The 23,655-nt window shown below is 71.5% G+C and carries 19 protein-coding genes; 10 read left to right on the forward strand and 9 right to left on the reverse strand.

The features are described from left to right. Window positions 1-28 precede the first annotated feature (28 nt). Genes IH00_RS0122690 through IH00_RS0122700 form a run of 3 tightly spaced genes read right to left on the reverse strand, consistent with a single transcriptional unit; the run spans window position 29 to window position 3,234 of the window. The gene (locus IH00_RS0122690) at window positions 29-403 is read right to left on the reverse strand and encodes a DMT family transporter (protein ID WP_031076452.1); all 375 of its coding nucleotides are present in this window, start codon (window positions 401-403) and stop codon (window positions 29-31) included. 10 nt (window positions 404-413) lie between these two features. Beyond that, window positions 414-1,964, reverse strand: a complete 1,551-nt coding sequence (locus IH00_RS0122695; protein WP_031076454.1) for a bifunctional glycosyltransferase/class I SAM-dependent methyltransferase — start codon at window positions 1,962-1,964, stop codon at window positions 414-416. 37 nt (window positions 1,965-2,001) lie between these two features. Further along, the gene (locus tag IH00_RS0122700) at window positions 2,002-3,234 is read right to left on the reverse strand and encodes an ArnT family glycosyltransferase (protein ID WP_234334929.1); all 1,233 of its coding nucleotides are present in this window, start codon (window positions 3,232-3,234) and stop codon (window positions 2,002-2,004) included. Between the two features lie 204 nt (window positions 3,235-3,438). On the opposite strand from IH00_RS0122700, the gene IH00_RS0122705 reads away from it, so the two are divergent. Genes IH00_RS0122705 through IH00_RS0122720 form a run of 4 tightly spaced genes read left to right on the forward strand, consistent with a single transcriptional unit; the run spans window position 3,439 to window position 7,421 of the window. Beyond that, window positions 3,439-4,509, forward strand: a complete 1,071-nt coding sequence (locus tag IH00_RS0122705) for a glucose-1-phosphate thymidylyltransferase (protein ID WP_031076457.1) — start codon at window positions 3,439-3,441, stop codon at window positions 4,507-4,509. Further along, on the forward strand, window positions 4,506-5,498 hold the full coding sequence (gene rfbB, locus IH00_RS0122710) for a dTDP-glucose 4,6-dehydratase (protein ID WP_031076459.1): 993 nt from the start codon (window positions 4,506-4,508) through the stop codon (window positions 5,496-5,498). The genes IH00_RS0122705 and rfbB overlap by 4 nt, the downstream gene beginning before the upstream one ends. Continuing rightward, entirely contained in the window at window positions 5,495-6,469 is a 975-nt protein-coding gene (rfbD, locus tag IH00_RS0122715) for a dTDP-4-dehydrorhamnose reductase (RefSeq protein ID WP_078887904.1), read from the forward strand. Before rfbB ends, rfbD begins: the two co-directional genes overlap by 4 nt. Window positions 6,470-6,509: 40 nt before the next feature. Further along, window positions 6,510-7,421: a D-alanyl-D-alanine carboxypeptidase family protein gene (locus IH00_RS0122720; protein WP_031076462.1), complete on the forward strand. Its 912-nt coding sequence runs from the start codon at window positions 6,510-6,512 to the stop codon at window positions 7,419-7,421. A gap of 120 nt (window positions 7,422-7,541) precedes the next feature. On the opposite strand, the gene IH00_RS0122725 is transcribed toward IH00_RS0122720, so the two are convergent. Both IH00_RS0122725 and IH00_RS0122730 read right to left on the reverse strand, forming a co-directional pair. Next, window positions 7,542-8,174 (reverse strand): dTDP-4-dehydrorhamnose 3,5-epimerase family protein, encoded by a 633-nt coding sequence (locus IH00_RS0122725; protein WP_031076463.1) that lies wholly within the window; start codon window positions 8,172-8,174, stop codon window positions 7,542-7,544. Window positions 8,175-8,229: 55 nt separating this feature from the next. Beyond that, window positions 8,230-8,877 (reverse strand): TetR/AcrR family transcriptional regulator, encoded by a 648-nt coding sequence (locus IH00_RS0122730; RefSeq protein ID WP_031076467.1) that lies wholly within the window; start codon window positions 8,875-8,877, stop codon window positions 8,230-8,232. Between the two features lie 211 nt (window positions 8,878-9,088). Between IH00_RS0122730 and IH00_RS0122735 the strand changes: the two genes are divergently transcribed. The 4 genes from IH00_RS0122735 to IH00_RS37610 are packed head-to-tail and all read left to right on the forward strand — an operon-like array spanning window position 9,089 to window position 12,334. Further along, a complete protein-coding gene (locus IH00_RS0122735) occupies window positions 9,089-9,985 on the forward strand; it encodes an ABC transporter permease (RefSeq protein WP_031076468.1) in 897 nt (298 codons plus the stop codon). Next, window positions 9,978-10,760: an ABC transporter ATP-binding protein gene (locus tag IH00_RS0122740; protein WP_031076469.1), complete on the forward strand. Its 783-nt coding sequence runs from the start codon at window positions 9,978-9,980 to the stop codon at window positions 10,758-10,760. Before IH00_RS0122735 ends, IH00_RS0122740 begins: the two co-directional genes overlap by 8 nt. Before the next feature lie 37 nt (window positions 10,761-10,797). Beyond that, window positions 10,798-12,042 (forward strand): glycosyltransferase 87 family protein, encoded by a 1,245-nt coding sequence (locus IH00_RS0122745; RefSeq protein ID WP_234334930.1) that lies wholly within the window; start codon window positions 10,798-10,800, stop codon window positions 12,040-12,042. 43 nt (window positions 12,043-12,085) lie between these two features. Next, a complete protein-coding gene (locus IH00_RS37610) occupies window positions 12,086-12,334 on the forward strand; it encodes a hypothetical protein (protein ID WP_039947297.1) in 249 nt (82 codons plus the stop codon). Window positions 12,335-12,458: 124 nt separating this feature from the next. Here the strand turns inward: IH00_RS37610 and IH00_RS0122755 are convergent, their stop codons facing one another. Continuing rightward, window positions 12,459-17,411, reverse strand: coding sequence for an NAD-glutamate dehydrogenase (locus tag IH00_RS0122755; protein ID WP_031076472.1), 4,953 nt, complete (start codon window positions 17,409-17,411; stop codon window positions 12,459-12,461). Window positions 17,412-17,784: 373 nt separating this feature from the next. Between IH00_RS0122755 and IH00_RS0122760 the strand changes: the two genes are divergently transcribed. Beyond that, the gene (locus IH00_RS0122760) at window positions 17,785-18,351 is read left to right on the forward strand and encodes a DJ-1/PfpI family protein (RefSeq protein WP_031076473.1); all 567 of its coding nucleotides are present in this window, start codon (window positions 17,785-17,787) and stop codon (window positions 18,349-18,351) included. A gap of 99 nt (window positions 18,352-18,450) precedes the next feature. Here the strand turns inward: IH00_RS0122760 and IH00_RS0122765 are convergent, their stop codons facing one another. Both IH00_RS0122765 and IH00_RS0122770 read right to left on the reverse strand, forming a co-directional pair. After that, a complete protein-coding gene (locus IH00_RS0122765; RefSeq protein ID WP_031076474.1) occupies window positions 18,451-19,122 on the reverse strand; it encodes an HAD family hydrolase in 672 nt (223 codons plus the stop codon). 48 nt (window positions 19,123-19,170) lie between these two features. Next, a complete protein-coding gene (locus IH00_RS0122770) occupies window positions 19,171-19,677 on the reverse strand; it encodes a DUF6912 family protein (protein WP_031076475.1) in 507 nt (168 codons plus the stop codon). Window positions 19,678-19,951: 274 nt separating this feature from the next. Between IH00_RS0122770 and IH00_RS0122775 the strand changes: the two genes are divergently transcribed. After that, window positions 19,952-20,392 (forward strand): Rv3235 family protein, encoded by a 441-nt coding sequence (locus IH00_RS0122775; RefSeq protein ID WP_052411566.1) that lies wholly within the window; start codon window positions 19,952-19,954, stop codon window positions 20,390-20,392. Between the two features lie 296 nt (window positions 20,393-20,688). On the opposite strand, the gene secA is transcribed toward IH00_RS0122775, so the two are convergent. Continuing rightward, entirely contained in the window at window positions 20,689-23,502 is a 2,814-nt protein-coding gene (gene secA / locus IH00_RS0122780) for a preprotein translocase subunit SecA (protein ID WP_031076478.1), read from the reverse strand. Window positions 23,503-23,655 lie beyond the last annotated feature (153 nt).

A 23,655-nucleotide genomic window follows, 5' to 3' on the forward strand; every position in this document is an offset into this window, starting at 1 on the left:
CCGGCCGGCAGCCTCCGCAGGACGTCCCCTAATGACGTTGACCGGCGAAGACGGTGATCAGTCCGATCACGACGAGCAACGAGCCGGCCCAGGTCCACGGGGAGGTCCGCTCGTGCAGCAGGGTCGAGCCGGCCAGCACGATCAGCAGGTAGCCCAGGGCGTTGAAGGGGTACGCGACCGACAGCGGCACCCGGGCGAGGGTGGACATCCACGCCACGGCGGACACCGCGAAGACGGTGAGGCCGAGCACCACCCAGGGTGTCGTCGCGGCGCGGGCGGCGAGGGAGCCGCCGGCCCGCTCGGCGGCGGTGGCGGCGGCGCGCATGCCGTGCTTGAGCATGATCTGCCCGGCCGCCGAGGAGAACACCGCGAACAGCAGCAGCAGGAGGCTGGCCGGGGTCAACGTCCGCCTCTCACACGCCGACGCGGTCGGCGCGACCGGCCGCGGGGACGTCGGCGGGGACGAACTGACGGTTGAGGATGTCCTGGACATCGATGTGCTCCCCAGCGATGATCGTCCGCGCCGCATGCGGGGTGAGCAGTGCGACGTACTGGTAGCCGAAGAGGGTGGGCCGGATCCGGGTCAGCAGCTTCGACGGACCGCCGAGCGCCCTGGCGGCCGGTCCGCCGCCGAGCACCGACCAGAAGGGCGCGCCGGTGGCGCGGATCGACAGCACGTCGTAGCCGGCGGAGCGCACGGTGCGGCGCAGGCTGGCGCGGCTGAAGAAGCGCAGATGCGTCTCGTCGAGGATGCCGCGCCGGTCGTAGTCGAAGATGCCGAGCGCCACGCGCAGCCGCGAGTACCAGTGCCCGAAGTTCGGTACGGACAGCAGGACGTGCCCGTCGGGGCGCAGGACGTCGCGCAGCTGGGCGAGCAGCCGTTCGGGCCGGGCGAGGTGCTCGATGACGTCCCCGGCGACGACGTAGTCGTACCCGTCGCCGATGCCGTCGGGCAGCCCCTCCTCCAGGTCGGCGAGGACGAAGCCGCCGGAGCACCGGTCGCGGACCCCCTCGACCTCGACGCAGTCGATGCCGGTGACCCGGTGGCCGAGGGCTTCGAGGCGTTCGGCGAACAGGCCGCCGGAGCAGCCGACGTCGAGGACGCGGCCCGGGGCCAGGGAGCGCATCCGGTCGAGGATGACGGCGTGCGAGGAGCCGTCGCCCTCCTTGAAGGCGTACTCGACCGGCTTGGGGATCCAGCCGCAGGTGCCGAAGCCCTTCTTGGCCAGCCGGTATTCGAGGACGTCCTTGACGACGTCCTTGGCGTAGCGCAGGCCGTTGACGTAGCAGATCTCGTCCCCGTAGTAGGTGGGGATGGGGATCTCCTTGATGCGCATCCCGGCGTCGGCCATCTGCACGATGATCTGGGTGTCGAAGTCGAAGGCGTCGGTGTTGCGCTCGATGGGGAGCCGGCGCAGGGCGTCGACCTTGTAGGCGCGGTAGCCGGAGTGGAACTCGGTGAGGGAGGACCCGAGGAGCTTGTTCTCCAGCCGGGTCAGGATGCGGTTGCCGAGCCACTTGTACGCGGGCATGCCGCCCCGCAGGGCGTCCCGGGGGCGCATCATGCGGGAGCCGAAGACGGCTTCGCACTCGCCGCGTTCGAGCGGCTCGACCATCTGCGGCAGCAGCTCGGGGGCGTACTGCCCGTCGCCGTGGAGCAGGACGATGATGTCGAGCCCCCGCTCGGCCGCGAGGGCGTAACCGGCCTTCTGGTTGCCGCCGTAGCCGAGGTTCTTGGTGTGGCGCATGACGACGGTGGGCGGCATGCCGGCGAGCTGGGACCAGCGGCAGCCGGCGGTGAAGGTCGCGTCGTGGCTGGCGTCGTCGAGGATGAGGATCTCGGCGATCCTCGGCCGGAAGCCGGCGGGGATGCGGTCGAGGGTCTTCTCCAGGGTGGACTCGGCGTTGTACGCGACGACGAGGATGCCGATGCGGGGGCCGGCGGCGGGGCTGTCGGGACTCACGGGACTTCTCCACTCTCGGGTGTCGGGGCACACGGGGTCAGGTGGCTGAGGGGGCCGGCCGCGTCTCGGTACGCGGCTTGGCGATGTCCACCGCGGGGACCGGGCCGGGGGGTTCCGCCCCGCCGAGGAGGCGGTGGACACCGGTCGCCACGCACACCACGAGCACGGCCCACCCGAGGGCGCCGAAGGCCATCTCGGTGTCGGTCCAGTGGACGGGCCGCTGCCCGGAGTAGACGGAGGCGGTCACGCCGCCGACGACGACGCCGTACGCCATCCCCTGCCACAGGCCGATGACGAAGAGCCCGGCGGCCGGCCAGGCCAGGTACTGCACGCCGGACGCGGTGCTCAGGGCGAGAAGGAGGCCGAGCGAGACGGCGACGGCGACGGGCGTGTCGGCGGGCCGCCGCCAGGCGAGCCACGCCCCGGCGGCCATGATGGCGGCCACGATCAGGAAGTGGCCGTCACCGCGGGCGAGGGCCACGTACGGCTCCGGCACGCCCGCCCAGCGGGCGAAGCGGATGATGCCCCAGAAGCTGAAGTTGCCGCCCGCGTACTCCAGCACGTTCGCCTTGAGCGCGCCCGGCACGGTGGCGAGCACCGGCCCCCAGATCACGAGGAACACCGCCGAGAACCCGGCCGTGAACCGGAGCAGGACCGGCCGCCCGGCGCGCAGGGCGGCGACGAACAGCAGCGGCACCGCCACGACGGGGACGATCTTCACACTGACGCAGAGCGCCGCGGCGACCCCGGCCGCCCTCGGCATCCTCCGGTCGGTGAGCAGGTACGCGGCGGCGAAGGCGAACATGACGGCGACCGAGTCGGTGTTCCCGTGGTAGCCGGAGGTCGCCACCAGGACCGGGCACAGGGCCGCGCCCAGCGCGCAGGCGACGGCCGTCCGCAGCCGGGCCCGCCTCCGTACGATCTCGAACACCAGCAGCACGGTGATGAGGTCGGCCAGGCAGGCCGGGAAGCGGATCAGCGGCCGCCACGGGACCCCGTGCTGGGCGAGCCACTCCATGCCGAGCAGCATCCAGCTCGCCAGCGGCGGGTGGTTGTAGACGGGCAGCCACGGCAGCGGTTCGGCGTAGACGCGGACGGGGTCCGTCCGGGCGATGGCCCGCGCGAAGCCCCAGAAGAACCGCACATCGGCGGGCCCGCGGGTGGACGCCGCAAGCGCGACCTTCGAGACGAACGCGATCGCCGCGACGACGAGGACGGCGATCCGGGCCTTTCGCACGTCCCAGGACAGGGACGACATTCGGACGCTCATGGTGGACGAACGTAGCAATACCGACGGTACAACGCGAAGCACCTATAAACACACTTAAACCGCACCAGAGTTAACAGTACGCATGTTATAGCCCCGAAAGGGATTTAATGAATCACACGTATGGCTCACGGTCGTACGTAATTCGTGGCGCTCAACTCTCTTTCGCGCCCCGCACCTTGTCACCGCCCAGCTGAGGCAGGCCCAGTGAAAGCACTCGTACTCTCCGGAGGAGCCGGGACCCGGCTGCGCCCCATCACGCACACCTCCGCCAAACAGCTCGTGCCCGTCGCCAACAAACCGGTGCTCTTCTACGGGCTCGAATCGATCGCCGCCGCCGGGATCCGGGACGTCGGGATCATCGTCGCGCCCGACACGGCCGGGGAGATCCGGGGCGCCGTCGGCGACGGCGCGCGCTTCGGCCTGCGGGTGACCTACCTCCCGCAGCACGCGCCGCTGGGCCTCGCCCACGCCGTGCTGATCGCCCGGGACTTCCTCGGCGACGACGACTTCGTGATGTACCTGGGGGACAACTTCATCGTCGGCGGGATCACCGACCTGGTCGAGGAATTCCGCTCGACCCGCCCGGACGCGCAGATCCTCCTCACCAAGGTGCCCGACCCGCGCGCCTTCGGCGTCGCCGAGCTCGACGTGGAGGGGCGGGTGGCCCGCCTGGAGGAGAAGCCGGCCCACCCGCGCAGCGACCTCGCGCTGGTCGGGGTGTACCTGTTCTCCCCCGCCGTGCACGAGGCCGTCCGCGCGATCCGGCCGTCCGCGCGCGGCGAACTGGAGATCACCCACGCCCTGCAGTGGCTCATCGACGCACGGCACACGGTCACGTCGACGATCGTCTCCGGCTACTGGAAGGACACCGGGAACGTCGAGGACATGCTGGAGGTGAACCGATCCGTCCTGGAGCTGCTCTCCCCGGCCAACGAGGGCTCGGTCGACGCCGCCACCGAGATCATCGGCCGGGTCCGCATCGGCGCCGGCGCGCGCGTGCGCGGCTCCCGCATCGTCGGCCCGGTCGTCATCGGGGCGGGCACGGCGGTGGAGAACTCCTACATCGGCCCCTCCACCTCGATCGCCGAGAACTGCCGGGTGACGGACAGTGAGATCGAGTACTCCATCGTGCTCAGCGGCTCGTCGCTGCACGGCGTGGGGCGCGTGGAGGCGTCCCTCATCGGCCGTAACGTCGAAATCACCCCCGCTCCGCCCATCCCGGCCGCCCACCGTCTGGTGCTCGGCGATCACAGCAAGGTGCAGATCTCCTCATGACCACCCCCGTCACCCGCCTCCTGGTGACCGGCGGCGCCGGATTCATCGGCTCGCACTACGTCCGCACGCTGCTGGGGCTCTCGGGGCCCGGCCACCTCGAGGTGACGGTCCTCGACCGCCTCACCTACGCCGGCAACCCCGCCAACCTCGACCCGGTCCGCGGTCACCCCGGCTTCGCCTTCGTGCACGGCGACATCCGGGACGCGGACCTGGTCGACAAGCTCGTCTCCGAGCACGACGGCATCGTCCACTTCGCCGCCGAGTCGCACGTGGACCGCTCCATCCTCGGCGCCGCCGAGTTCGTCCGCACGAACGTGCTGGGCACGCAGACGCTGCTGGACGCGGCGCTGCGCCATCGCGTCCCCCGCTTCGTCCACATCTCCACGGACGAGGTGTACGGCTCGATCGAGACGGGCTCGTGGACGGAGGACGAGCCCGTACGGCCCAACTCGCCGTACGCCGCCTCCAAGGCGTCCAGCGACCTGATCGCCCTCGCGTACCACCGCACCCACGGCCTGGACGTGCGGGTGACGCGCTGCTCGAACAACTACGGCCCGTACCACTTCCCCGAGAAGGCCGTCCCCCTCTTCATCACCCGCCTGCTGGAGGGCGGCCGGGTGCCGCTGTACGGGGACGGCTCGCACGTACGGGACTGGCTGCACGTCGACGACCACGTGCGCGCGATCGAGCTGGTCCGGACGCGGGGCCGCGCGGGCGAGGTCTACAACGTCGGCGGCGGCACGGAGTTGTCCAACCGCGAGCTCACCGGCGCGCTGCTCGACGCCTGCGGTGCGGACTGGTCCCGGGTGGACCACGTCGAGGACCGCAAGGGACACGACCGGCGGTACTCCGTCGACTGGGCGAAGATCCGCGACGAGCTCGGCTACCGGCCGGCCAGGGACTTCGCGACGGGCCTGGCGGAGACGGTCGCCTGGTACCGGGAGAACCGCTCCTGGTGGCGGCCCCTGCTGAGCCGGGCGGCGCTGTGACCTGGCTGGTCACGGGCGCGGGCGGCATGCTCGGGCAGGACGTGCTGGCCTGCCTCGGCGGTGAGGGGACCGGCCTCACGCGCCGCCGGCTGGACGTGCGCGACCCGTCGGCCGTACGGGCCGCGCTGTCGGCCCTGCGCCCGACGGTGGTCGTCAACTGCGCGGCCTGGACGGCGGTGGACGACGCCGAGGCGCACGAGGCCGAGGCGCTCGCGGTGAACGGCACGGGTGTGCGGCACCTGGCCGAGGCGTGCGCCGCGGCGGGCGCGCGGCTGCTGCACGTCTCCACGGACTACGTCTTCGACGGCCGCGCGCGCGTGCCGTACGCCGAGGACGCGGCGCCCGCCCCGCGCACCGCGTACGGCCGCACCAAACTGGCGGGCGAGCGCGCCGTCCTGGAGGTGCTCCCCGAGGACGGCTACGTGGTGCGGACGGCCTGGCTGTACGGGGCGGGCGGCGACAACTTCGTCCGCACCATGCTCCGGCTGGAGGCGTCGCGCCCCTTCGTGGACGTGGTGGACGACCAGCGCGGCCAGCCGACATGGAGCGCCGACGTGGCGCGGCGCCTGGTGGACCTGGGGCGCCGCGACGCTCCCCCGGGCGTCTACCACGCGACGAGCGCGGGCGACGGCACCTGGTACGACCTCGCCCGTGAGACCTTCCGGCTGCTGGGCGCGGCGCCCGGGCGCGTCCGCCCCACGTCGAGCGCGGCCTTCCCCCGCCCGGCGGCGCGCCCCGCGTACAGCGTGCTGGCCCACCGGCGGTGGCGGGACGCGGGCCTGACGCCCCTTCGGGACTGGCGGGAGGCGCTGGCCGAGGCGCTGCCCGCGGTGCTCGCCGGCCGGTTCCAGGGGCGCGGGCACCGCGGACGGCCCGGGTCGAACACACGTAGTGCTGCCGTACATCCATACGACCGCCTCGTACGTCTTGTATCGGGGTCCGCCTACCGGCCCGGCCCCTTCTCGACGTGACGAAACGGGAGCATTCCCCTTGATATCGACCCGAACCGGCGTGCGCCGCGCCGCCACCGTCGCCCTCACCAGCGGTCTGCTGCTCACGGCCTCGCCGCTCGCCTCGCCGGCGCAGGCGGCCACCGCGCCGACCATCAGCGCCGCGGGCGGCTACCTGATGGACCAGTCGAACGGCGCGGTGAAGTACACCAAGGGCGCCGACACGCGCCGCCAGATGGCGAGCACGACGAAGATCATGACCGCCGCGGTCGTGCTCGGCACCCCCGGCGTGGACCTCAACCGCAAGGTCACCGTCAAGCAGGCCTACCGCGACTACGTCACCCGCAACGGCGCGAGCACCGCCGACCTGCGCACCGGTGACAAGGTCACGGTCCGTCAGCTGCTGTACGCGACGATGCTGCCCTCCGGCTGCGACGCCTCCTACGCGCTCGCCGACACCTTCGGCACCGGCACGACATCCGCGGCCCGCACCCAGTCGTTCATCGCGAAGATGAACCAGAAGGCCGTCGCGCTGGGCCTGAAGAACACGAAGTTCGACTCGTTCGACGGCATCTCGTCGGCCGGGAACAACTACACCACCCCGCGCGACCTGGCGAAGATCGCCCGGCACGCCTACGCGAACGCCAACTTCAAGGCGATCGTGAAGGCCACCTCGTACAAGAGCACGGCCACCACCAGCACGGGCGGCACCCGCACGTACACCTGGTACAACACCAACAAGCTGCTGGGCTCCTACAGCGGCGCCAACGGCATCAAGACCGGCACCGGCACGGCCGCCGGCCCCTGCCTCGTCTTCGCCGCCACCCGCGGCACCAAGACGTACATCGGTGTCGTCCTCAACGGCACCGACCGCTACCGCGACGCCGCGAAGATGCTCGACTACGGCTTCGGCTCCACGACCGCCGCGACCATGAAGCTGCGGTCGCTCCCGGTCGGCGCGCAGCGCGACTGATCCCGCCTCCCGTGACGTGCGGGCACCCCTGCGGTGCCGCACGTCACGGGAGATCCCGGGAGACCCCGGGGGCGATTTCTCCAGGATCGTCCTTATCCGCCCCTGCCCGGCGGGCCTCCCTCAGCGGCCGGCCGGAACGCGGGGCCGGCCGGCCGCCCGGGACGCGCGCAGCGCCGCGTACCAGGCGGCGCACGCCTCGTACGACGGCAGCAGGCCCGCCCGCTCGGCCTCCGCGAGCGTGGGAGCGGCCGCGTCCTTGCCGGACAGCACGGGGGCGAGGCCGTCCGGCCACGCGATGGCGAGGTCCGGGTCGAGCGGATGGATGCCGTGCTCGCGGGCGGGGGCGTAGCCGCGCGAGCAGAGGTAGACGACGGTCGCGTCGTCCGTGAGCGCCATGAAGGCGTGGCCGAGCCCCTCGGCGAGGTACAGGGCCCGGTGGTCGCGGTCGTCCAGCCGCACCGCCTCCCAGGCCCGGTAGGTGGGCGATCCGGTGCGGAGGTCGACGACGACGTCGAGGACGGCGCCGCGCACGCACGTCACGTACTTGGCCTGCCCCGGGGGCACGTCGGCGAAGTGGACGCCGCGCAGGGTGCCGCGGCTGGACACCGAGCAGTTGGCCTGCGCGAGGCCCAGCCCGTGCCCGGCGGCCCGGTGGAGGTCCGGCGCCCGGAACCACTCGTGGAAGCTGCCCCTGCTGTCGTGGAACACCCGCGGCTCCATGACCCACGCCCCGTCGATGTCGAGTGCACGCACTGTCGGCCCACCGTCCTTTCGTGACGGCAGGCTCAACCGCCCGGAACGCCCGGCGTCACTCCTCGCGCGGCCGAGCGGGTGACGACCCCTCCCGGGAGGTGAGCGCCGCCACCGCCGCCGCGGCGAGGTCGTCCAGGTATCCCTCGGGGAGCGGGGAGCGGACGACGACGAGCCGCCAGTACAGGGGCCCGATGATCAGGTCGAGCGCGCGGTCCGGCTCGACGTCCCGCGGCAGCTCGCCACGCGCCACCGCGTCCCGCACGACGGCCGCGGCCACGCCCTGCTGACTGTCCAGCAGGGCGGACCGGACGGCGTCGGCGATCTCGGGGTGGCGGGCCGCCTCCACCAGCAGGTCCGGGATGACCTGCGAGGCGACGGGGTGACGCAGGGCGTGGGCCGCGACCTCCAGGAGGGCGCGGACGTCCCCGTACAGCGAACCGGTGGCCGGGGCGGGGAGGCCCTGCGTCGCGAAGGCGGTCAGCAGGTCGAGGACGAGCGACAGCTTGGACTTCCAGCGCCGGTAGACGGCGGTCTTGCCGACGCCCGCGCGCCGGGCGATGCCCTCGATGGACATACGGGCGAAGCCGACGGCCGCGAGTTCCTCGAAGACGGCGGCGCGGATCGCCTCCGTCACGTCCTCGCGGAGCACCGCGGCCCCCGCTGGGGCGCGGCGCGGGCTGCCGGGGGGCGGCGGTGGAGTCATGCCCCGGATCATAGCGCGACAGCTTCGTCACGACGGGACGGTTGCGTTCCGACGTACGAGCGACCTACGCTCCTCGTAGCGACGATACGGTTCCGTTCCGACCCGAGGGGCCCGAGTGACCACATACACGGCCGACCTGCGGTCCCCGACCGCACCCGCACCGCCCGGGGGCGCGCGCCCCGCGGACACCGCGCCGCACCCGGCCGTGCGGATGCGGTTCGACGAGGCGCCCGTGCCCGAGGAGGACCTGCGGGAGCTCGCGCTCACTCACGGACTGACCGTCAGCGGCGCCAGGCCACCCCTCACCGAGTACGCCCGCCGGCTCTGGTCGCGGCGCCACTTCATCACCGCCTTCGCGACGGCCCGCCTCACCGCCCAGTACAGCCAGGCCAGGCTCGGCCAGGTGTGGCAGCTGATGAACCCGCTGCTCAACGCCACCGTCTACTTCTTCATCTTCGGCGTGCTGATGAACACCCGGCACGGTGTCCCGGACTACGTACCCTTTCTCGTCACCGGCGTGTTCATCTGGACGTTCACCTCCAGCTCGATCACCGCCGGCACCCGTGCCATCAGCGGCAACCTCGGCCTGGTGCGCGCCCTGCACTTCCCCCGCGCGAGCCTGCCCGTCTCCCTCGCACTCCAGCAGCTCCAGCAGCTGGCGTTCTCGCTGGGCGCGCTCGTCGTCATCCTCTTCTGCTTCGGCGTCCGCCCCGGCTGGTCCTGGCTGCTCGCCGCGCCCGTCCTGCTGCTGCAGTTCCTCTTCAACACGGGCGTCTCGATGACGATGGCCCGCCTCGCCGCCCACACCCCCGACATCGCCCAGCTGACACCGTTCGTCCTGCGCACCTGGATGTACGTGTCGGGCGTGATGTGGAGCATCGACAAGGTCCTCGCGGACGAGCGCGTGCCGCACGCCGTCGGCGTGGCCCTCCAGTACAACCCGGCGGCCGTCTACATCGACCTCGTGCGCTTCGCGTTCATCGACAGCTTCACCGCCGACCGCCTGCCGCCGCACGTCTGGGCCGTCGCGGCCGGCTGGGCGCTGCTCGCCTTCGCGGCCGGCTTCATCTACTTCTGGAAGGCAGAGGAGACCTACGGCCGTGGCTGACTCCGCGAGGATCCCGACCGTCGTCGTCGACGACGCCCACATCACCTACACCGTCCAGGGCGCGGGCGCGGCGCACGCGGGCGCGTCCCCCGGGAGCCCCCTCCGGCGCCTGCTGAGCCGCCGCCGGGCGGCACCGGGCACCCGTACCGTCCACGCGGTCAAGGGCGTCAGCTTCGCCGCGTACAAGGGCGAGGCCATCGGGCTGATCGGGTCCAACGGCTCGGGCAAGTCGACCCTGCTGAAGGCGATCGCGGGCCTGCTGCCCACCAGCCGCGGCCGCATCTACACCCAGGGCCAGCCGTCCCTGCTCGGAGTGAACGCCGCACTGATGGGCGACCTGACCGGCGAGCGCAACGTCATCCTCGGCGGCCTCGCGATGGGCATGTCGCGCGAGGAGGTCCGCGCCCGCTACCAGGAGATCGTCGACTTCTCCGGGATCAACGACAAGGGCGACTTCGTCTCCCTGCCCATGCGGACGTACTCCTCCGGCATGGGCGCCCGGCTGCGCTTCGCCATCGCCGCCGCCAAGAGCCACGACGTCCTGCTCATCGACGAGGCGCTGGCCACGGGCGACGCCAGGTTCCGCGCCCGCAGCCAGGAACGCATCAACCAGCTCCGCGCCGAGGCCGGCACGGTGTTCCTGGTCAGCCACAGCAACTCGACCATCAAGCAGACCTGCGACCGCGCCATCTGGCTGGAGTCGGGGACGATCCTGATGGACGGGCCGTCGGCGGAGGTCGTCGACGCGTACGAGGCGTACACGAAGAGGAAATAAGTAAAACAGGCACACAATCGACATAAAGTGCACTGCGATGACGACCACGTACCGGACCGGCGCCGCTGGTCGCACCGCACGCGCCCCCTCCGCCCTCCCCGCCCCGCTCGCCCTGACGGCCGCGTGGATCCTCACCCGCGCCGGGATGCTCCTGCTGCTGTGGCACGACACGCTCGGCATCGGAGGCGTCGGACGCGAGGTGTACGTCCTGTACCGGCACTGGTACGACCTGCTCGCCCTCGGCACCTTCCCGCCGGACGACGTCACCTGGCAGTACCCGCCCGCCGCCGGCCTGGTGCTGCTCGCCCCCGGCGCGCTCCCCGGGCTGACGTACTACCAGGCGTTCGTCGCCCTCACGCTCGCCGCGGACGCCGCCGTCACCGTCGCGCTCGCCCGGTCGGGCGGCAGGGGCGAGGGCGGCGGAAGCCTGGGCGCGACCGGCGCCTGGCTGTGGACCTGCGGCCTGGCGCTCCTGCTGCACCTGCCGCTCGCCCGGTACGACGTCCAGGTCACCGCCTTCGCGGTGTTCGCCCTGCTGGCCCTCGCCGCCCGGCGGCCGAAGCCCCGGCTCGGCGGCGCACTCGCCGGACTGGGCGCCCTGGTGAAGGTGTGGCCGGTGCTCGCGCTGCTGGGCACGCCCCGCGGGCGCACCACCCGCCGGGCCTGGGCGTCCGCCGCGCTGACGTCCGCCGCGCTGCTCGCGGCGCTCGTGCTCGGCTTCTCGCACACCCTCGGCTTCCTGCGCCAGCAGGGCAGCCGGGGCGTGCAGATCGAGTCGCTCGGCGGCACCGCGCTCTCGCTGGCCCGGCTCACCGGCTGGCCGGGAGCGGTCCAGTACCGCTACGGCGCCTTCGAGCTGACGGGCCCTCACGCCTCGGGCGTGGCGCACGCCGCCCTGGCCCTCACCGCCGCCGCCCTCGCCTGGCTGGTGGTGTGGCGCGTCCGCTCGCGCCGCTGGTCCCCGGCCACCCCGCTGGACGCGGCCCTGGCCGCGGTGCTCCTCTTCACGGTCACCAGCCGCGTGATCAGCCCGCAGTACATGGTGTGGCTGGTGGGCCTGGCGGCGGTCTGCCTCACCTCCCGGCACACCCGGCAGCGGCCCGTCGCCCTCCTGCTGCTGCCCGCCGCGGCGCTCAGCGCGCTGGCGTACCCCGTCCTGTACGACGAGGTCATCGCCGTCACGCCGCTCGGCTGCGGGGTGGTGGCCGCCCGCAACGGGCTGCTGGTCGCCGCGGCGCTGCTGTCCTGCCGCCGGCTGTGGACGTCGACCGTCCGGACCTGACATCCCGTCACGGCCGGCACCCGCCGACTGCGATCATGAACGTATGAATATCGTTCTGCGCCGCGTCTGCGCGGTGATCGTGCTGGTCACCGGGGCCGCCCTGGGATTCTGGATCGTCTTCGGAAGTCCGCATCACTGGGAGGGCGCCCTGCGGCTGGGCCGCCTCGCCCTGGGGCTGACGTCGATGGGCCTGATCAGCGCCAGTGCCTGGCTGATGTTCCCGGGCAGCCCCGAGGACGACGAGGAACCGGTGCACGACCCGGCCCCGGCACCCGGCCCCCTGGACGTCTGAGGAACCCGGGACCCGCCCCGCCCGGGGACCCCGGCACACGGCGGCGGACACGGGCGAGGGGCGCCCACCGGCCGGAACCGGTGGGCGCCCCTCGTGTCCGCTCCGCCGCGACGACGGCGGCGGCTCAGCTGTGCTGACGCAGCAGCGTCCGCATCGTGCGCATCGCCACCGACAGGTTCGCCAGGTCGAAGTCCTCCGAGCTCTGGATCTCCTCCAGCGTCGTACGCGCCCGGCCGAGGATCGCGGCGTTCCGCTGCTCCCAGGCCGCGAACCGCTCCTCGGGCGTCGCGGTTCCGTTCCCGGCCGACAGCACGTCCGCGGTGAGCGCCGCGTGCGCCGCGTACAGGTCCTCGCGGATCGAGGCGCGGGCCATGGACTGCCAGCGGTCGGCACGCGGCAGCTCGATGATCCGGTCCATCAGCTGGGTGATGGACAGCCGGTCCGCCAGGTCGTAGTAGACCTCGGCGACCGCCATCGGGTCCTTGCCCGTCCGGTCCGCGATCGCGACGATGTCGAGCGTCGGGAAGGCCGACGAGAACCCGGCCACGCGGAGCGCGAGCTCGTCCGGAACGCCCGCCGTGGTCAGCTCCTCGACGATCTGCTCGTACCACTCCTGGTCCGCGCCGCGCAGCATCTTCGGCATCTGCGCCCAGACCAGTTCCACGCGCTCGGCGAAGAACTCGATGGTCTCGGCGAGCTGCAGCGGCTGCGGCCGGTTGTTGAGCAGCCAGCGCGTGCCGCGCTCCACCAGGCGGCGCGAGTGGAGCCGGATCCGGGTCTGGACGTCGGCCGGGACCTTGTTGTCGAGCGCCTCGACGGCGTCCCACACCGCGCTGAGCCCGAAGATCGCACGGGCGGCGGCCTGCGCCCGGACGATCTCCTCCGTCGACGCGCCCGTCTCCTCGCGCAGCCGGTGCAGGAAGGTCGAGCCACCGGTGTTGACGGTGTCGTTGACCATGACCGTCGTGATGATCTCGCGGCGCAGCGCGTGCGCGTCGATCTGCGCCGGGAACTCCTCGCGCAGCTTCGACGGGAAGTACGCGTGCAGCAGCTCGCGCAGGTAGGGGTCGTCGGGCAGATCCGTGTGGATCAGCTCCTCCGCCACCGTGATCTTGGTGTAGGCGAGCAGCACGGCCAGCTCGGGCTGGCTCAGGCCGTGCCTGTTGTTGAGCAGCTCACGGATCTGGCGGTCGTTGGGCAGGAACTCCAGCGCCCGGTCCAGGTGCCCCTCGCGGCTCAGCCGGCGCATGAAGCGCTGGTGGGCGTGGAGGAGGGACGGGGACTGCTCGACCGCGTTGGCCAGGGCCACGTTCTGGGCGTAGTTGTTGCGCAGCACCAGCGCGCCGACCTCGTCCGTCATCTCGGCGAGGATCTTGTTGCGCTGCTTGACGGTCATGTCGCCGTCCGCGACGAGCGCGTTGAGCAGGATCTTGATGTTCACCTCGTGGTCGGAGGTGTCCACGCCCGCGCTGTTGTCGATGGCGTCGGTGTTGATCCTGCCGCCGAGGCCATCGGGTCCGCCCTTGCGGGCGAACTCGATGCGGCCCAGCTGGGTCAGGCCCAGGTTGCCGCCCTCGCCGACGACCTTGACGCGCAGGTCCTCGCCGTCGACCCGGATGGCGTCGTTGGCCTTGTCGCCGACGTCGGCGTGCGTCTCGGTGACGGCCTTGACGTAGGTGCCGATGCCGCCGTTCCACAGCAGGTCCACCGGGGCCTTGAGGATCGCCTTCATCAGCTCGGCCGGGGTGAGCTTGGTGACGCCGTCCTCGATGCCGAGGGCCGTGCGCATGTGCCCGTTGACCGGGATCGACTTGGCCGTACGGGGGTGGATGCCGCCGCCCGCGGACAGCAGCTCCTTGTCGTAGTCGGCCCAGGAGCTGCGGGGCAGCTCGAACAGCCGGCGCCGCTCGGCGTACGAGACGGCCGCGTCCGGGTTCGGGTCGATGAAGATGTGACGGTGGTCGAAGGCGGCGACCAGCCGGATGTGCTCGCTGAGGAGCATGCCGTTGCCGAACACGTCCCCGGACATGTCGCCGACGCCGACGACCGTGAAGTCCTGCGTCTGCGTGTCGTGCCCGAGCTCGCGGAAGTGGCGCTTGACCGATTCCCAGGCGCCGCGGGCCGTGATGCCCATGCCCTTGTGGTCGTAACCGGCCGAGCCGCCGGACGCGAAGGCGTCGCCGAGCCAGAAGCCGTACGCGACCGCGACCTCGTTGGCGATGTCGGAGAAGGTCGCCGTGCCCTTGTCGGCCGCGACGACGAGGTACGTGTCGTCCTCGTCGTGCCGCACGACGTCCTGCGGCGGCACGACCTCGCCGCCGACGAGGTTGTCGGTGATGTCGAGCAGCGCCGAGATGAAGGTGCGGTAGCTGGCGATGCCCTCCGCCATCCAGGCGTCACGGTCGACGGCCGGGTCGGGGAGCTGCTTGGCGACGAAGCCGCCCTTGGCGCCGACCGGCACGATGACGGTGTTCTTCACCATCTGCGCCTTGACCAGGCCCAGGATCTCGGTACGGAAGTCCTCGCGCCGGTCCGACCAGCGCAGGCCGCCACGGGCGACCTTGCCGAAGCGCAGGTGGACGCCCTCGACGCGCGGCGAGTACACCCAGATCTCGAACGCCGGGCGCGGCGCCGGCAGGTCGGGGATGGCCTGCGGGTCGAACTTCATCGACACGTACGCGTGCGGCTCGCCGTTCTGCGCCTTCTGGAAGAAGTTGGTGCGCAGCGTGGCCTTGATGACGGTGAGGAAGGAGCGCAGGATGCGGTCCTCGTCCAGGCTCGCGACCTGGTCGAGCGCTCCGTCGAGCTCCTCCATCAGGCCGTCGATCAGCTCCGTGCCGGCGCGCTGCCGCTCCGGTGCCATACGGGCCTCGAAGAGCGACACCAGCAGCCGGGTGGTGTGGACGTTGTTGCGGAGGGTGTCCTCCATGTAGTCCTGGCTGAAGGTGGAACCGGCCTGGCGCAGGTACTTGGCGTAGGCGCGCAGCACCATCGCCTCGCGCCAGTTCAGCCCGGCGCTCAGCACGAGCGCGTTGAACCCGTCGTTCTCGGCGCGGCCGGTCCAGGTCGCGGCGAACGCCTCCTGGAACCGCTCGCGCGCGTCGTCGGCGAGGTAGTCGCCGCCGTTGGCGGTGGACTGCGGCATGCGCAGCCCGAAGTCGTAGATCCACGCATGCGTGCGGTCCGCGCAGCGCAGCTCGTACGGGCGCTCGTCCACGACCTCGACACCGAGGCGGTTGAGGACCGGCAGCACGGCGGAGAGGGAAACCTGCGCGCCCGTCTTGTAGATCTTGAAGCGGCGTTCGCCGGGGCCCGCGCCGACCGGTTCGTACAGCGAGAGGGCAAACTCCTTCTCGCCTCCCACCAGCTGCTCCAGCTGGCTCAGGTCGGCGACGGCCGCGCGCGGCGAGTGGTCGGCCTTGTAGCCCTCGGCGAAGGCGTTGCCGTAGCGGCGCAGCAGCTCGGCGGCGCGCTCCTCGCCCATCTCGGCGTTGAGCGCCTCGGCGAAGCCGTCCTCCCAGGAGCGGGCGGCGTCGACGAGCCGGCCCTCGATGCGCTCGACGTCGGCGTCGGTGAGCGGGGTGAGCTCGGTTCCCTGCGGCACGCGGACGACGAAGTGGAGCCGGGAGAGGATCGACTCGGTGTTCCAGGCGGTGAAGTCGACGCTGGTGCCGCCGAGCTCCTCCTTCAGGATGTCGATGATCCGCAGCCGGACGGTGGTGTTGAAGCGGTCGCGCGGCAGGTAGACGAGGGCGGAGTAGTAGCGCCCGTACTCGTCCTGGCGCAGGTACAGCCGCAGCCTCCGGCGCTCCTGCAGGTACAGCACGCTGGTGGCGATCGCCTCCAGCTGGTCGACGGGCGTCTGGAAGAGCTCGTCGCGCGGGTACGTCTCCAGGATCTGGAGCAGGTCGCGGCCGTCGTGGCTGTTGGGCGAGAAGCCCGCCTTGTCGAGGACCTCGGTGACCTTGCGGCGGATGACCGGCACGCGGCGGACCGACTCGGTGTACGCGGCCGACGAGAACAGGCCCAGGAAGCGCCGCTCCCCGATGACGTTGCCCTGCTCGTCGAACCGCTTCACGCCGACGTAGTCCAGGTACGACGGGCGGTGCACGGTGGCGCGGCTGTTGGCCTTGGTGAGGATGAGGAGCTTGTGCTCGCGGGCCTTGGCGCGCGCGTCACGCGGCAGGCGGTTGAACGACGGCGAGACGGGGTGCGACTCGTCGCCGCTGTGGTGCGGGTCGGAGCGCAGGATGCCGAGGCCGGTGCCGGGGACGGCGGCCAGCGCGTCCTCGTCGGTGAGCGAGTACTCGCGGTAGCCGAGGAAGGTGAAGTGATCGTCGGCCAGCCAGCGCAGCAGCTCGCGGGCCTCCTCGATCTCGGTACTGCGCAGGTCGTCGGCGACCGGCTCCCGGGGGAGGTCCTCGGCGATGCGCAGCGCGGCGTCGCGCATCTTCTCCCAGTCCTCGACGGCCTCGCGGACGTCGGACAGGACGCGCAGCAGGTCGGAGGTGATCTGCTTGAGGTCGGCGCGGTCGGTCTCGCGGTCGATCTCGACGTGGATCCAGGACTCGGTGAGGGCGTCGTGCGGGCGCGCGTCGCGGGACTCGGGGGTGAGGATCTCGATCAGCTTGCCGGTGAGGTCACGGCGGACGACGACCTGCGGGTGGATCACGACGTGGATGCCACGGCCCTGCCGGGACAGCTCGTTCGTCACGGAGTCCACGAGGAACGGCATGTCGTCCGTGACCACCTCGACGACCGAGTGGCTGCACGTCCACCCGTTCTCCTCCACGGTGGGCGTGTGGACGCGGACGCTCGCGGTCCCCTGGGGACGGTTCTCGGCCAGCCGGTAGTGGGAGAGTGCCGCGCCGAAGACGTCGACCGGGTCCCGGTCCGTGAGGTCCTCGGGAGCGGTGTGCAGGTAGTAGCGCTGGAGGTAGTCGAGAACGGTGTCCTGGTCCGGACGCTCCCCGTTCTCGGACCCGATCGCGAGTTGCCCCCCGACCGGGCTGTTCTCAGCTACCCGGGCAGCCCGTTCGAGCAGCTCGGCCTTTGCTTCGTCCAGCTTGGTCTGCATGTCCTCTGGCTCCTGTCGCGCGCCGTTGCGTGACGTAGGTGAAAGAAAAAGTGACACAACGCCACGACGCGGGGTATCCCGTATGAGGCGACGTTATGCCGTGATGAGAGCTGTCCGGGCCGTTATTGGCCAATTTTGGCGAGCGGGCCGGATGGGAAAAATCAGCGCTCGCCCGGGCCCTGAGGCGCACCGGGCGCAGGCCGGGGGCTTCGCTGCCCCCATGGCGTATAGCGCTGATCACGGGTCCAGGCTATCGCCCTTCACCCCGGACCCGTCATGAGCCGTATGTGTACAAAACCCGGTGCGGAAGTTTGACACTCTGGACAGCGACACGTGTCCTTCTGGCAACCACTCCCACCACAGGCAGGCAGTGATGACCGTGAAGATCCTCATCGTCACCGGCGACGCAGCGGAGTCCCTCGAGGTCCTGTACCCCTACCAGCGGCTGCGTGAGGAGGGGTACGAGGTCCACATCGCCGCCCCCTCGCGCAAGCAGCTCCGCTTCGTGGTGCACGATTTCGAGCCGGGCTACGACACCTACACCGAGAAGCCGGGCTACACCTGGCCGGCGGACCTCGCCTTCTCCGAGGTCGAGCCGAGCCAGTACGCGGCTGTGGTGGTCCCGGGCGGCCGGGCGCCGGAGTACCTTCGCAACGACCCCGAGCTGCGCAAGATCCTCAAGTCCTTCTTCGACGCCGACAAGCCGGTCGCCCAGATCTGCCACGGTCCGCTCCTGACGGCCGCGGTCGGCGCCCTGGACGGGCGCCGGGTGACCGCCTACCCGGCCCTGGAGCTCGACATGCAGGCGGCGGGCGCCACCTTCCAGGACGCGGAAGTGGTCAGCGACGGGACGCTGGTCTCCTCCCGCGCCTGGCCCGACCACCCCGCCTGGATGCGCGCCTTCCTGGAGCTGCTGCGCACGCGGACGTCCGGGTCGTAGCCCCGTGCGCCCCGCGCCGGCAGCGTGCCGGCCGGGGCATACCGGCAGTGGTGGAGCCGGGCAGCCCGTACGGCCGCCGCCCGCCCGGGAGAGGCGCCGCTACGGCACCAGCTCGTCCGCGACCGCCACCGCTTCCTCCAGCGTGTCCACGACCGGCACGCCCACCGCCTCGAGGCTCGCGCGGCTGTGCGAGCCCCCGGTGTACAGCACGGCCTTCGCGCCCACGTGCGCCGCCGCCACCGCGTCGTCCGCGGCGTCGCCTATGACGACGACCCGCTCCGGCGACGACGTCACGGCCGGGCCGAGCTCCAGCAGGTGGCGCACCATGTGCGCGGCCTTGCCCGCCGTGGAGGCGCCGACGCGCCCGTCCACCCGGACGAACCGCTGGTCGATGCCGTGCCGCCGCACGATCGGGACGAGCTGCTCGTGCGGCGCCAGCGAGAGCAGCGACTGCGTGGACCCGGCCTCCTGCCGCGCCGCCAGCAGCTCCGCCGCCCCGGCCGCCAGCCCGCACGCCTCGGCCCGCACCCAGTAGTGCCGGTGGAAGGCCCCGTCCATCAGGGCCCACTCGTCCTCCGTGGGGAGCCGGCCCAGCAGCCGCTCGTAGAAGAGCGGGACGGGCACGCAGTACAGCTCGCGGTACCGGGCGAGGGTGATCGGCTCCATGCCTATCTCCTCGAAGGCGGCGTTCGTCGCCCCGATGACCGCGTCGATGTCATCGAGCAACGTGCCGTTCCAGTCCCACACCAGGTGCGTGTCGCGTTTCCCCATGCCGGAAACCGTACCGGGAGCCGCTGACAATCGTCCCCGGCCTGCCCTTCAGCCCAGGAGCGCGGGGATCTCCTGCACCCCGAACCACAGCAGTTCGTGGTCCTCGGCCCCGTCCACCGTGAACTGCGCGTCCTCGTCACCGTGGTCCGCCGCGCCCAGCGCGTCCGCCGCGGCCGACACGTCCGCCTCCGCGTCGGAGGAGTCGGCGTGCACCGCGGCGGCCTTGGCCAGGGCCACCGGCCCGGTGATCCGCACCTCTCCGACCGAGGACGGGTCCAGTCCCGCGTCGGGGTCGGCGCTCACGGCCTTGTCCGGGACGTCGAAGGCGACGACGATCCGGCGCCGCGCGGCCCCGGGGTCGCCTGCGATGAGCCGCAGCGAGGCCGCCGCGGCACGGCTCAGCGCGGCGTACTCGAGCTCCTCGATGTCGTCGGAGACGTACCACTCGCGCAGTCCGGGCGTCACGGCGTAGGCGGTGAGCGGGCCGGGCCCGATCTCGCCCGCCTTGTACGCCTGAGCGAGACCGGGGAGCGTCAGGGGGACGTACACACGCATGGGAGGCCGCTTTCCTCGTCGACGGACGCCCTCAGGATACGTGCGGTGTCCTCTTTCGGGTCCGGCTCCCGCCCCGTCGCTCCGTCCACACGAGCGCCTCGCACACGCCGCGGAGGCCCGTGTTCACCGCGCCCCACCACCCGGATAGGTGATGCGTGCCCGGCTCCGGTCCGCCGTCCCGCGCCCGTTGCGGCCGGCCGTGACGTCCCCGTACAAGATCCCCAACCGAAGTTACCGCCCGGTAGACCGCCGGGTCCGACGGAACGGGGCCGCCATGACCACCGCCGCACCGCGCACTGCGCGCACGACGACCCACGCCAGGACGACCCGCCCGGCCGGGCGCCACGACCAGCGCCGTCCCGGGACGGTACGGCCCCGCCGGCCGCTGCCCCCGCACGCCGTGTTCGCCGAGCGCCTGCTGGCCGTGCTCAGCGGCGAGCGCCCCGTCCACTGGATGCTCGGCCAGACCGTCGGTGAGGCGTACGAACAGCTCGTGCAGCTGGCTCCCGGCACGCCCCTGGGCGCGCGGGACGGGCATGCCGCCCGGCCCGTGGTCCGCAGGGTCGGCGTCTTCCCGCTGCGGCCGGGTGTGGTCGAGGCGTTCGCGAGCATCGCGACCGGGGACCGGGTCCGGGCGATGGCGTTCCGCCTGGAACAGGGACCGGACCGCAAGTGGCGCTGCGCCGCCGTGGAACTGGGCGGTGACCGCAGCTGAGGTGGCCGGCCGGATCCGGGACCCGGAAGTGCAGGGGGCGGACCCCATGGGGGCTCGGATCGCCTCCGGGGCACCCCGGCGGGCGTCGGCGGTCGGCCGGTTCGTCCCTGCCGCCTCCGCGCGCTCTCCCTTCCGGCGCCCGCGCACCCCTTCGGCAACCGCACGCGCGGGCCGCGGGCGACACAGGAAGGGGGCCGGGCACGTGTCCACGCACCCGGCCCCCATCAAGCAGCCTGCATCACTGGCCTCCGCTCGGCGGCGCAGCGGCCCCGGCAGCGGCGTACCGCCGCCACGGGCTACTTCTTGCGGCGACGCCCGCCCTTCTGGGCCTTGCGCCGCTCCGCGCGGGTCAGGCCGTCGCCGTCCGGCCGGCCCGCCCCGTCGCCGCTCTCGAAGTCGCCCTCGATGATGTCGCCCTCACCGTCGACCTTCGGCGCCGTGAAGTGCAGCCGGTCCGGGCGCCTCGGCGCCTCCAGGCCCTTGGCCCGGATCTCCGGACGCGCCTGCGCCGGCACGGCGTCCTCCTTGGCCAGCGAGGTCTTCTCGGCCGCGTCCTGCACCGGGACCTCCTCGACCTGCTGCTCGACCTGGACCTCCAGGTTGAACAGGTAGCCGACGGACTCCTCCTTGATGCCCTCCATCATCGCGGTGAACATGTCGAAGCCCTCGCGCTGGTACTCGACCAGCGGGTCCTTCTGCGCCATCGCGCGCAGGCCGATGCCCTCCTGGAGGTAGTCCATCTCGTAGAGGTGCTCGCGCCACTTGCGGTCCAGCACGGAGAGCACCACGCGCCGCTCCAGCTCGCGCATGATCTCCGAGCCGAGCTGCTTCTCACGCTCGTCGTACTGCCGGTGGATGTCTTCCTTGACCATCTCGGCGATGAACTCGGCGGTGATCCCGGCACGGTCGCCGGCCGCCTCCTCCAGCTCCTCGATCGTGACGTTGCACGGGTAGAGCTGCTTGAACGCGCCCCACAGCCGGTCGAGGTCCCACTCCTCGGCGAAGCCCTCGACGGTCTCCGCCTGGATGTACGCGTCGATCGTGTCGTCCATGAAGTGGCGGATCTGCTCGTGCAGGTCCTCGCCCTCCAGGACGCGGCGGCGCTCGCCGTAGATGACCTCGCGCTGCCGGTTGAGCACCTCGTCGTACTTCAGGACGTTCTTGCGGGTCTCGAAGTTCTGCTGCTCGACCTGCGACTGCGCGGACGCGATCGCGCGCGTGACCATCTTGTTCTCGATCGGCACGTCGTCGGGGACGTTGGCCATCGCCATCACGCGCTCGACCATCTGCGCCTTGAACAGCCGCATCAGGTCGTCGCCCAGCGACAGGTAGAAGCGCGACTCGCCCGGGTCGCCCTGACGGCCGGAACGACCGCGCAGCTGGTTGTCGATACGCCGCGACTCGTGCCGCTCCGTGCCCAGCACGTACAGGCCACCGAGCGCCTTGACCTCGTCGTTCTCGGCCTTGACCGCCAGCTCGGCCTTCTCCAGGGCGGCGGGCAGCGCCGCGGCCCACTCCTCCGGGTTGTCGACCGGGTCCAGGCCGCGCTGGCGCAGCTCCGCCTCGGCGAGGTCCTCGGGGTTGCCGCCGAGCTTGATGTCCGTACCACGGCCGGCCATGTTCGTGGCGACCGTGACGGCGCCCTTGCGGCCGGCCTGGGCGACGATCGTCGCCTCACGGTCGTGCTGCTTGGCGTTCAGCACCTCGTGCGGGATGCCGCGCTTGGACAGCTGCTGCGACAGGTACTCGGACTTCTCGACCGACGTCGTACCGACGAGGATCGGCTGGCCCTTCTTGTGCTTCTCCTCGATGTCGTCGACGACCGCGGCGAACTTGGCGACCTCGGTGCGGTAGATCAGGTCCGACTGGTCCTTGCGGATCATCGGCTTGTTCGTCGGGATCGGGACGACGCCCAGCTTGTAGATCTGGTGGAACTCGGCGGCCTCGGTCATGGCCGTACCGGTCATGCCGGAGAGCTTGTCGTAGAGGCGGAAGAAGTTCTGCAGGGTGATCGTGGCGAGCGTCTGGTTCTCGTCCTTGATGTCCACCCCTTCCTTCGCCTCGATCGCCTGGTGCATGCCCTCGTTGTAGCGGCGGCCGGCGAGGATACGGCCGGTGTGCTCGTCAACGATCATGACTTCGCCGTCGATGACGACGTAGTCCTTGTCCTTCTTGAAGAGTTCCTTGGCCTTGATGGCGTTGTTCAGGTACCCGACGAGCGGGGTGTTGACCGACTCGTAGAGGTTGTCGATGCCCAGCCAGTCCTCGACCTTCTGGACGCCGGACTCGTGGATGGCGACGGTGCGCTTCTTCTCGTCGACCTCGTAGTCGCCGGTCTCCTCGATCCCCTTGAGCGGGTTCCCGGGCTCACCCTTCTTCAGGCGGGTGACGAGCTTGGCGAAGTCGCCGTACCACTTCGTGGCCTGGTCCGCGGGGCCGGAGATGATCAGCGGCGTACGGGCCTCGTCGACCAGGATGGAGTCGACCTCGTCGACACAGGCGTAGTTGTGGCCGCGCTGGACGAGCTCGTCCTTGGACCACGCCATGTTGTCGCGCAGGTAGTCGAACCCGAACTCGTTGTTCGTGCCGTAGGTGATGTCGCAGTGGTACTGCTCGCGGCGCTGCGCCGGCGTCATGTTGGCCAGGATGCAGCCGACCGACAGTCCGAGGAACTTGTGGACCCGGCCCATCATCTCGGAGTCGCGCTGGGCCAGGTAGTCGTTGACCGTGATCAGGTGGACGCCCTTGCCGGACAGCGCGTTGAGGTACGCCGGGAGCGTGCCGACGAGGGTCTTGCCCTCACCGGTCTTCATCTCGGCCACGTAGCCGAGGTGGAGTGCGGCGCCACCCATCAGCTGGACGTCGTAGTGGCGCTGCCCGAGGACGCGCTTGGCCGCCTCGCGGACGGTGGCGAACGCCTCCGGAAGCAGGTCGTCGAGGCTCTCGCCGTCGGCGTACCGCTGCTTGTACTCCTCGGTGAGCGCCCTCAACTCGGCGTCGGAGAGATTGACGAAGTCCTCTTCGATGGAGTTGACCTGGTCCGCGATGCGGTGCAGTTTGCGCAGGATCTTGCCTTCGCCTGCACGCATGAGCTTGTTGAAGACGGACACTGAGGCTGGTCTCCTTGCCGGTCGGGCCTGGCACTGGGTCTTGTCATGGACACTGGCACGGGCACGGCAGGTGGGCCCCACCGCAACGGCCATCGTAAGCGAGGACGCCGCCACGTCGGGAGGTCTGCCGCCACGGGATGCCGACGGCCGCGC

Origin of the sequence: Streptomyces sp. NRRL S-118 (genome assembly GCF_000716335.1) — a bacterium.
Classification (GTDB): Bacteria; Actinomycetota; Actinomycetes; order Streptomycetales; family Streptomycetaceae; genus Streptomyces.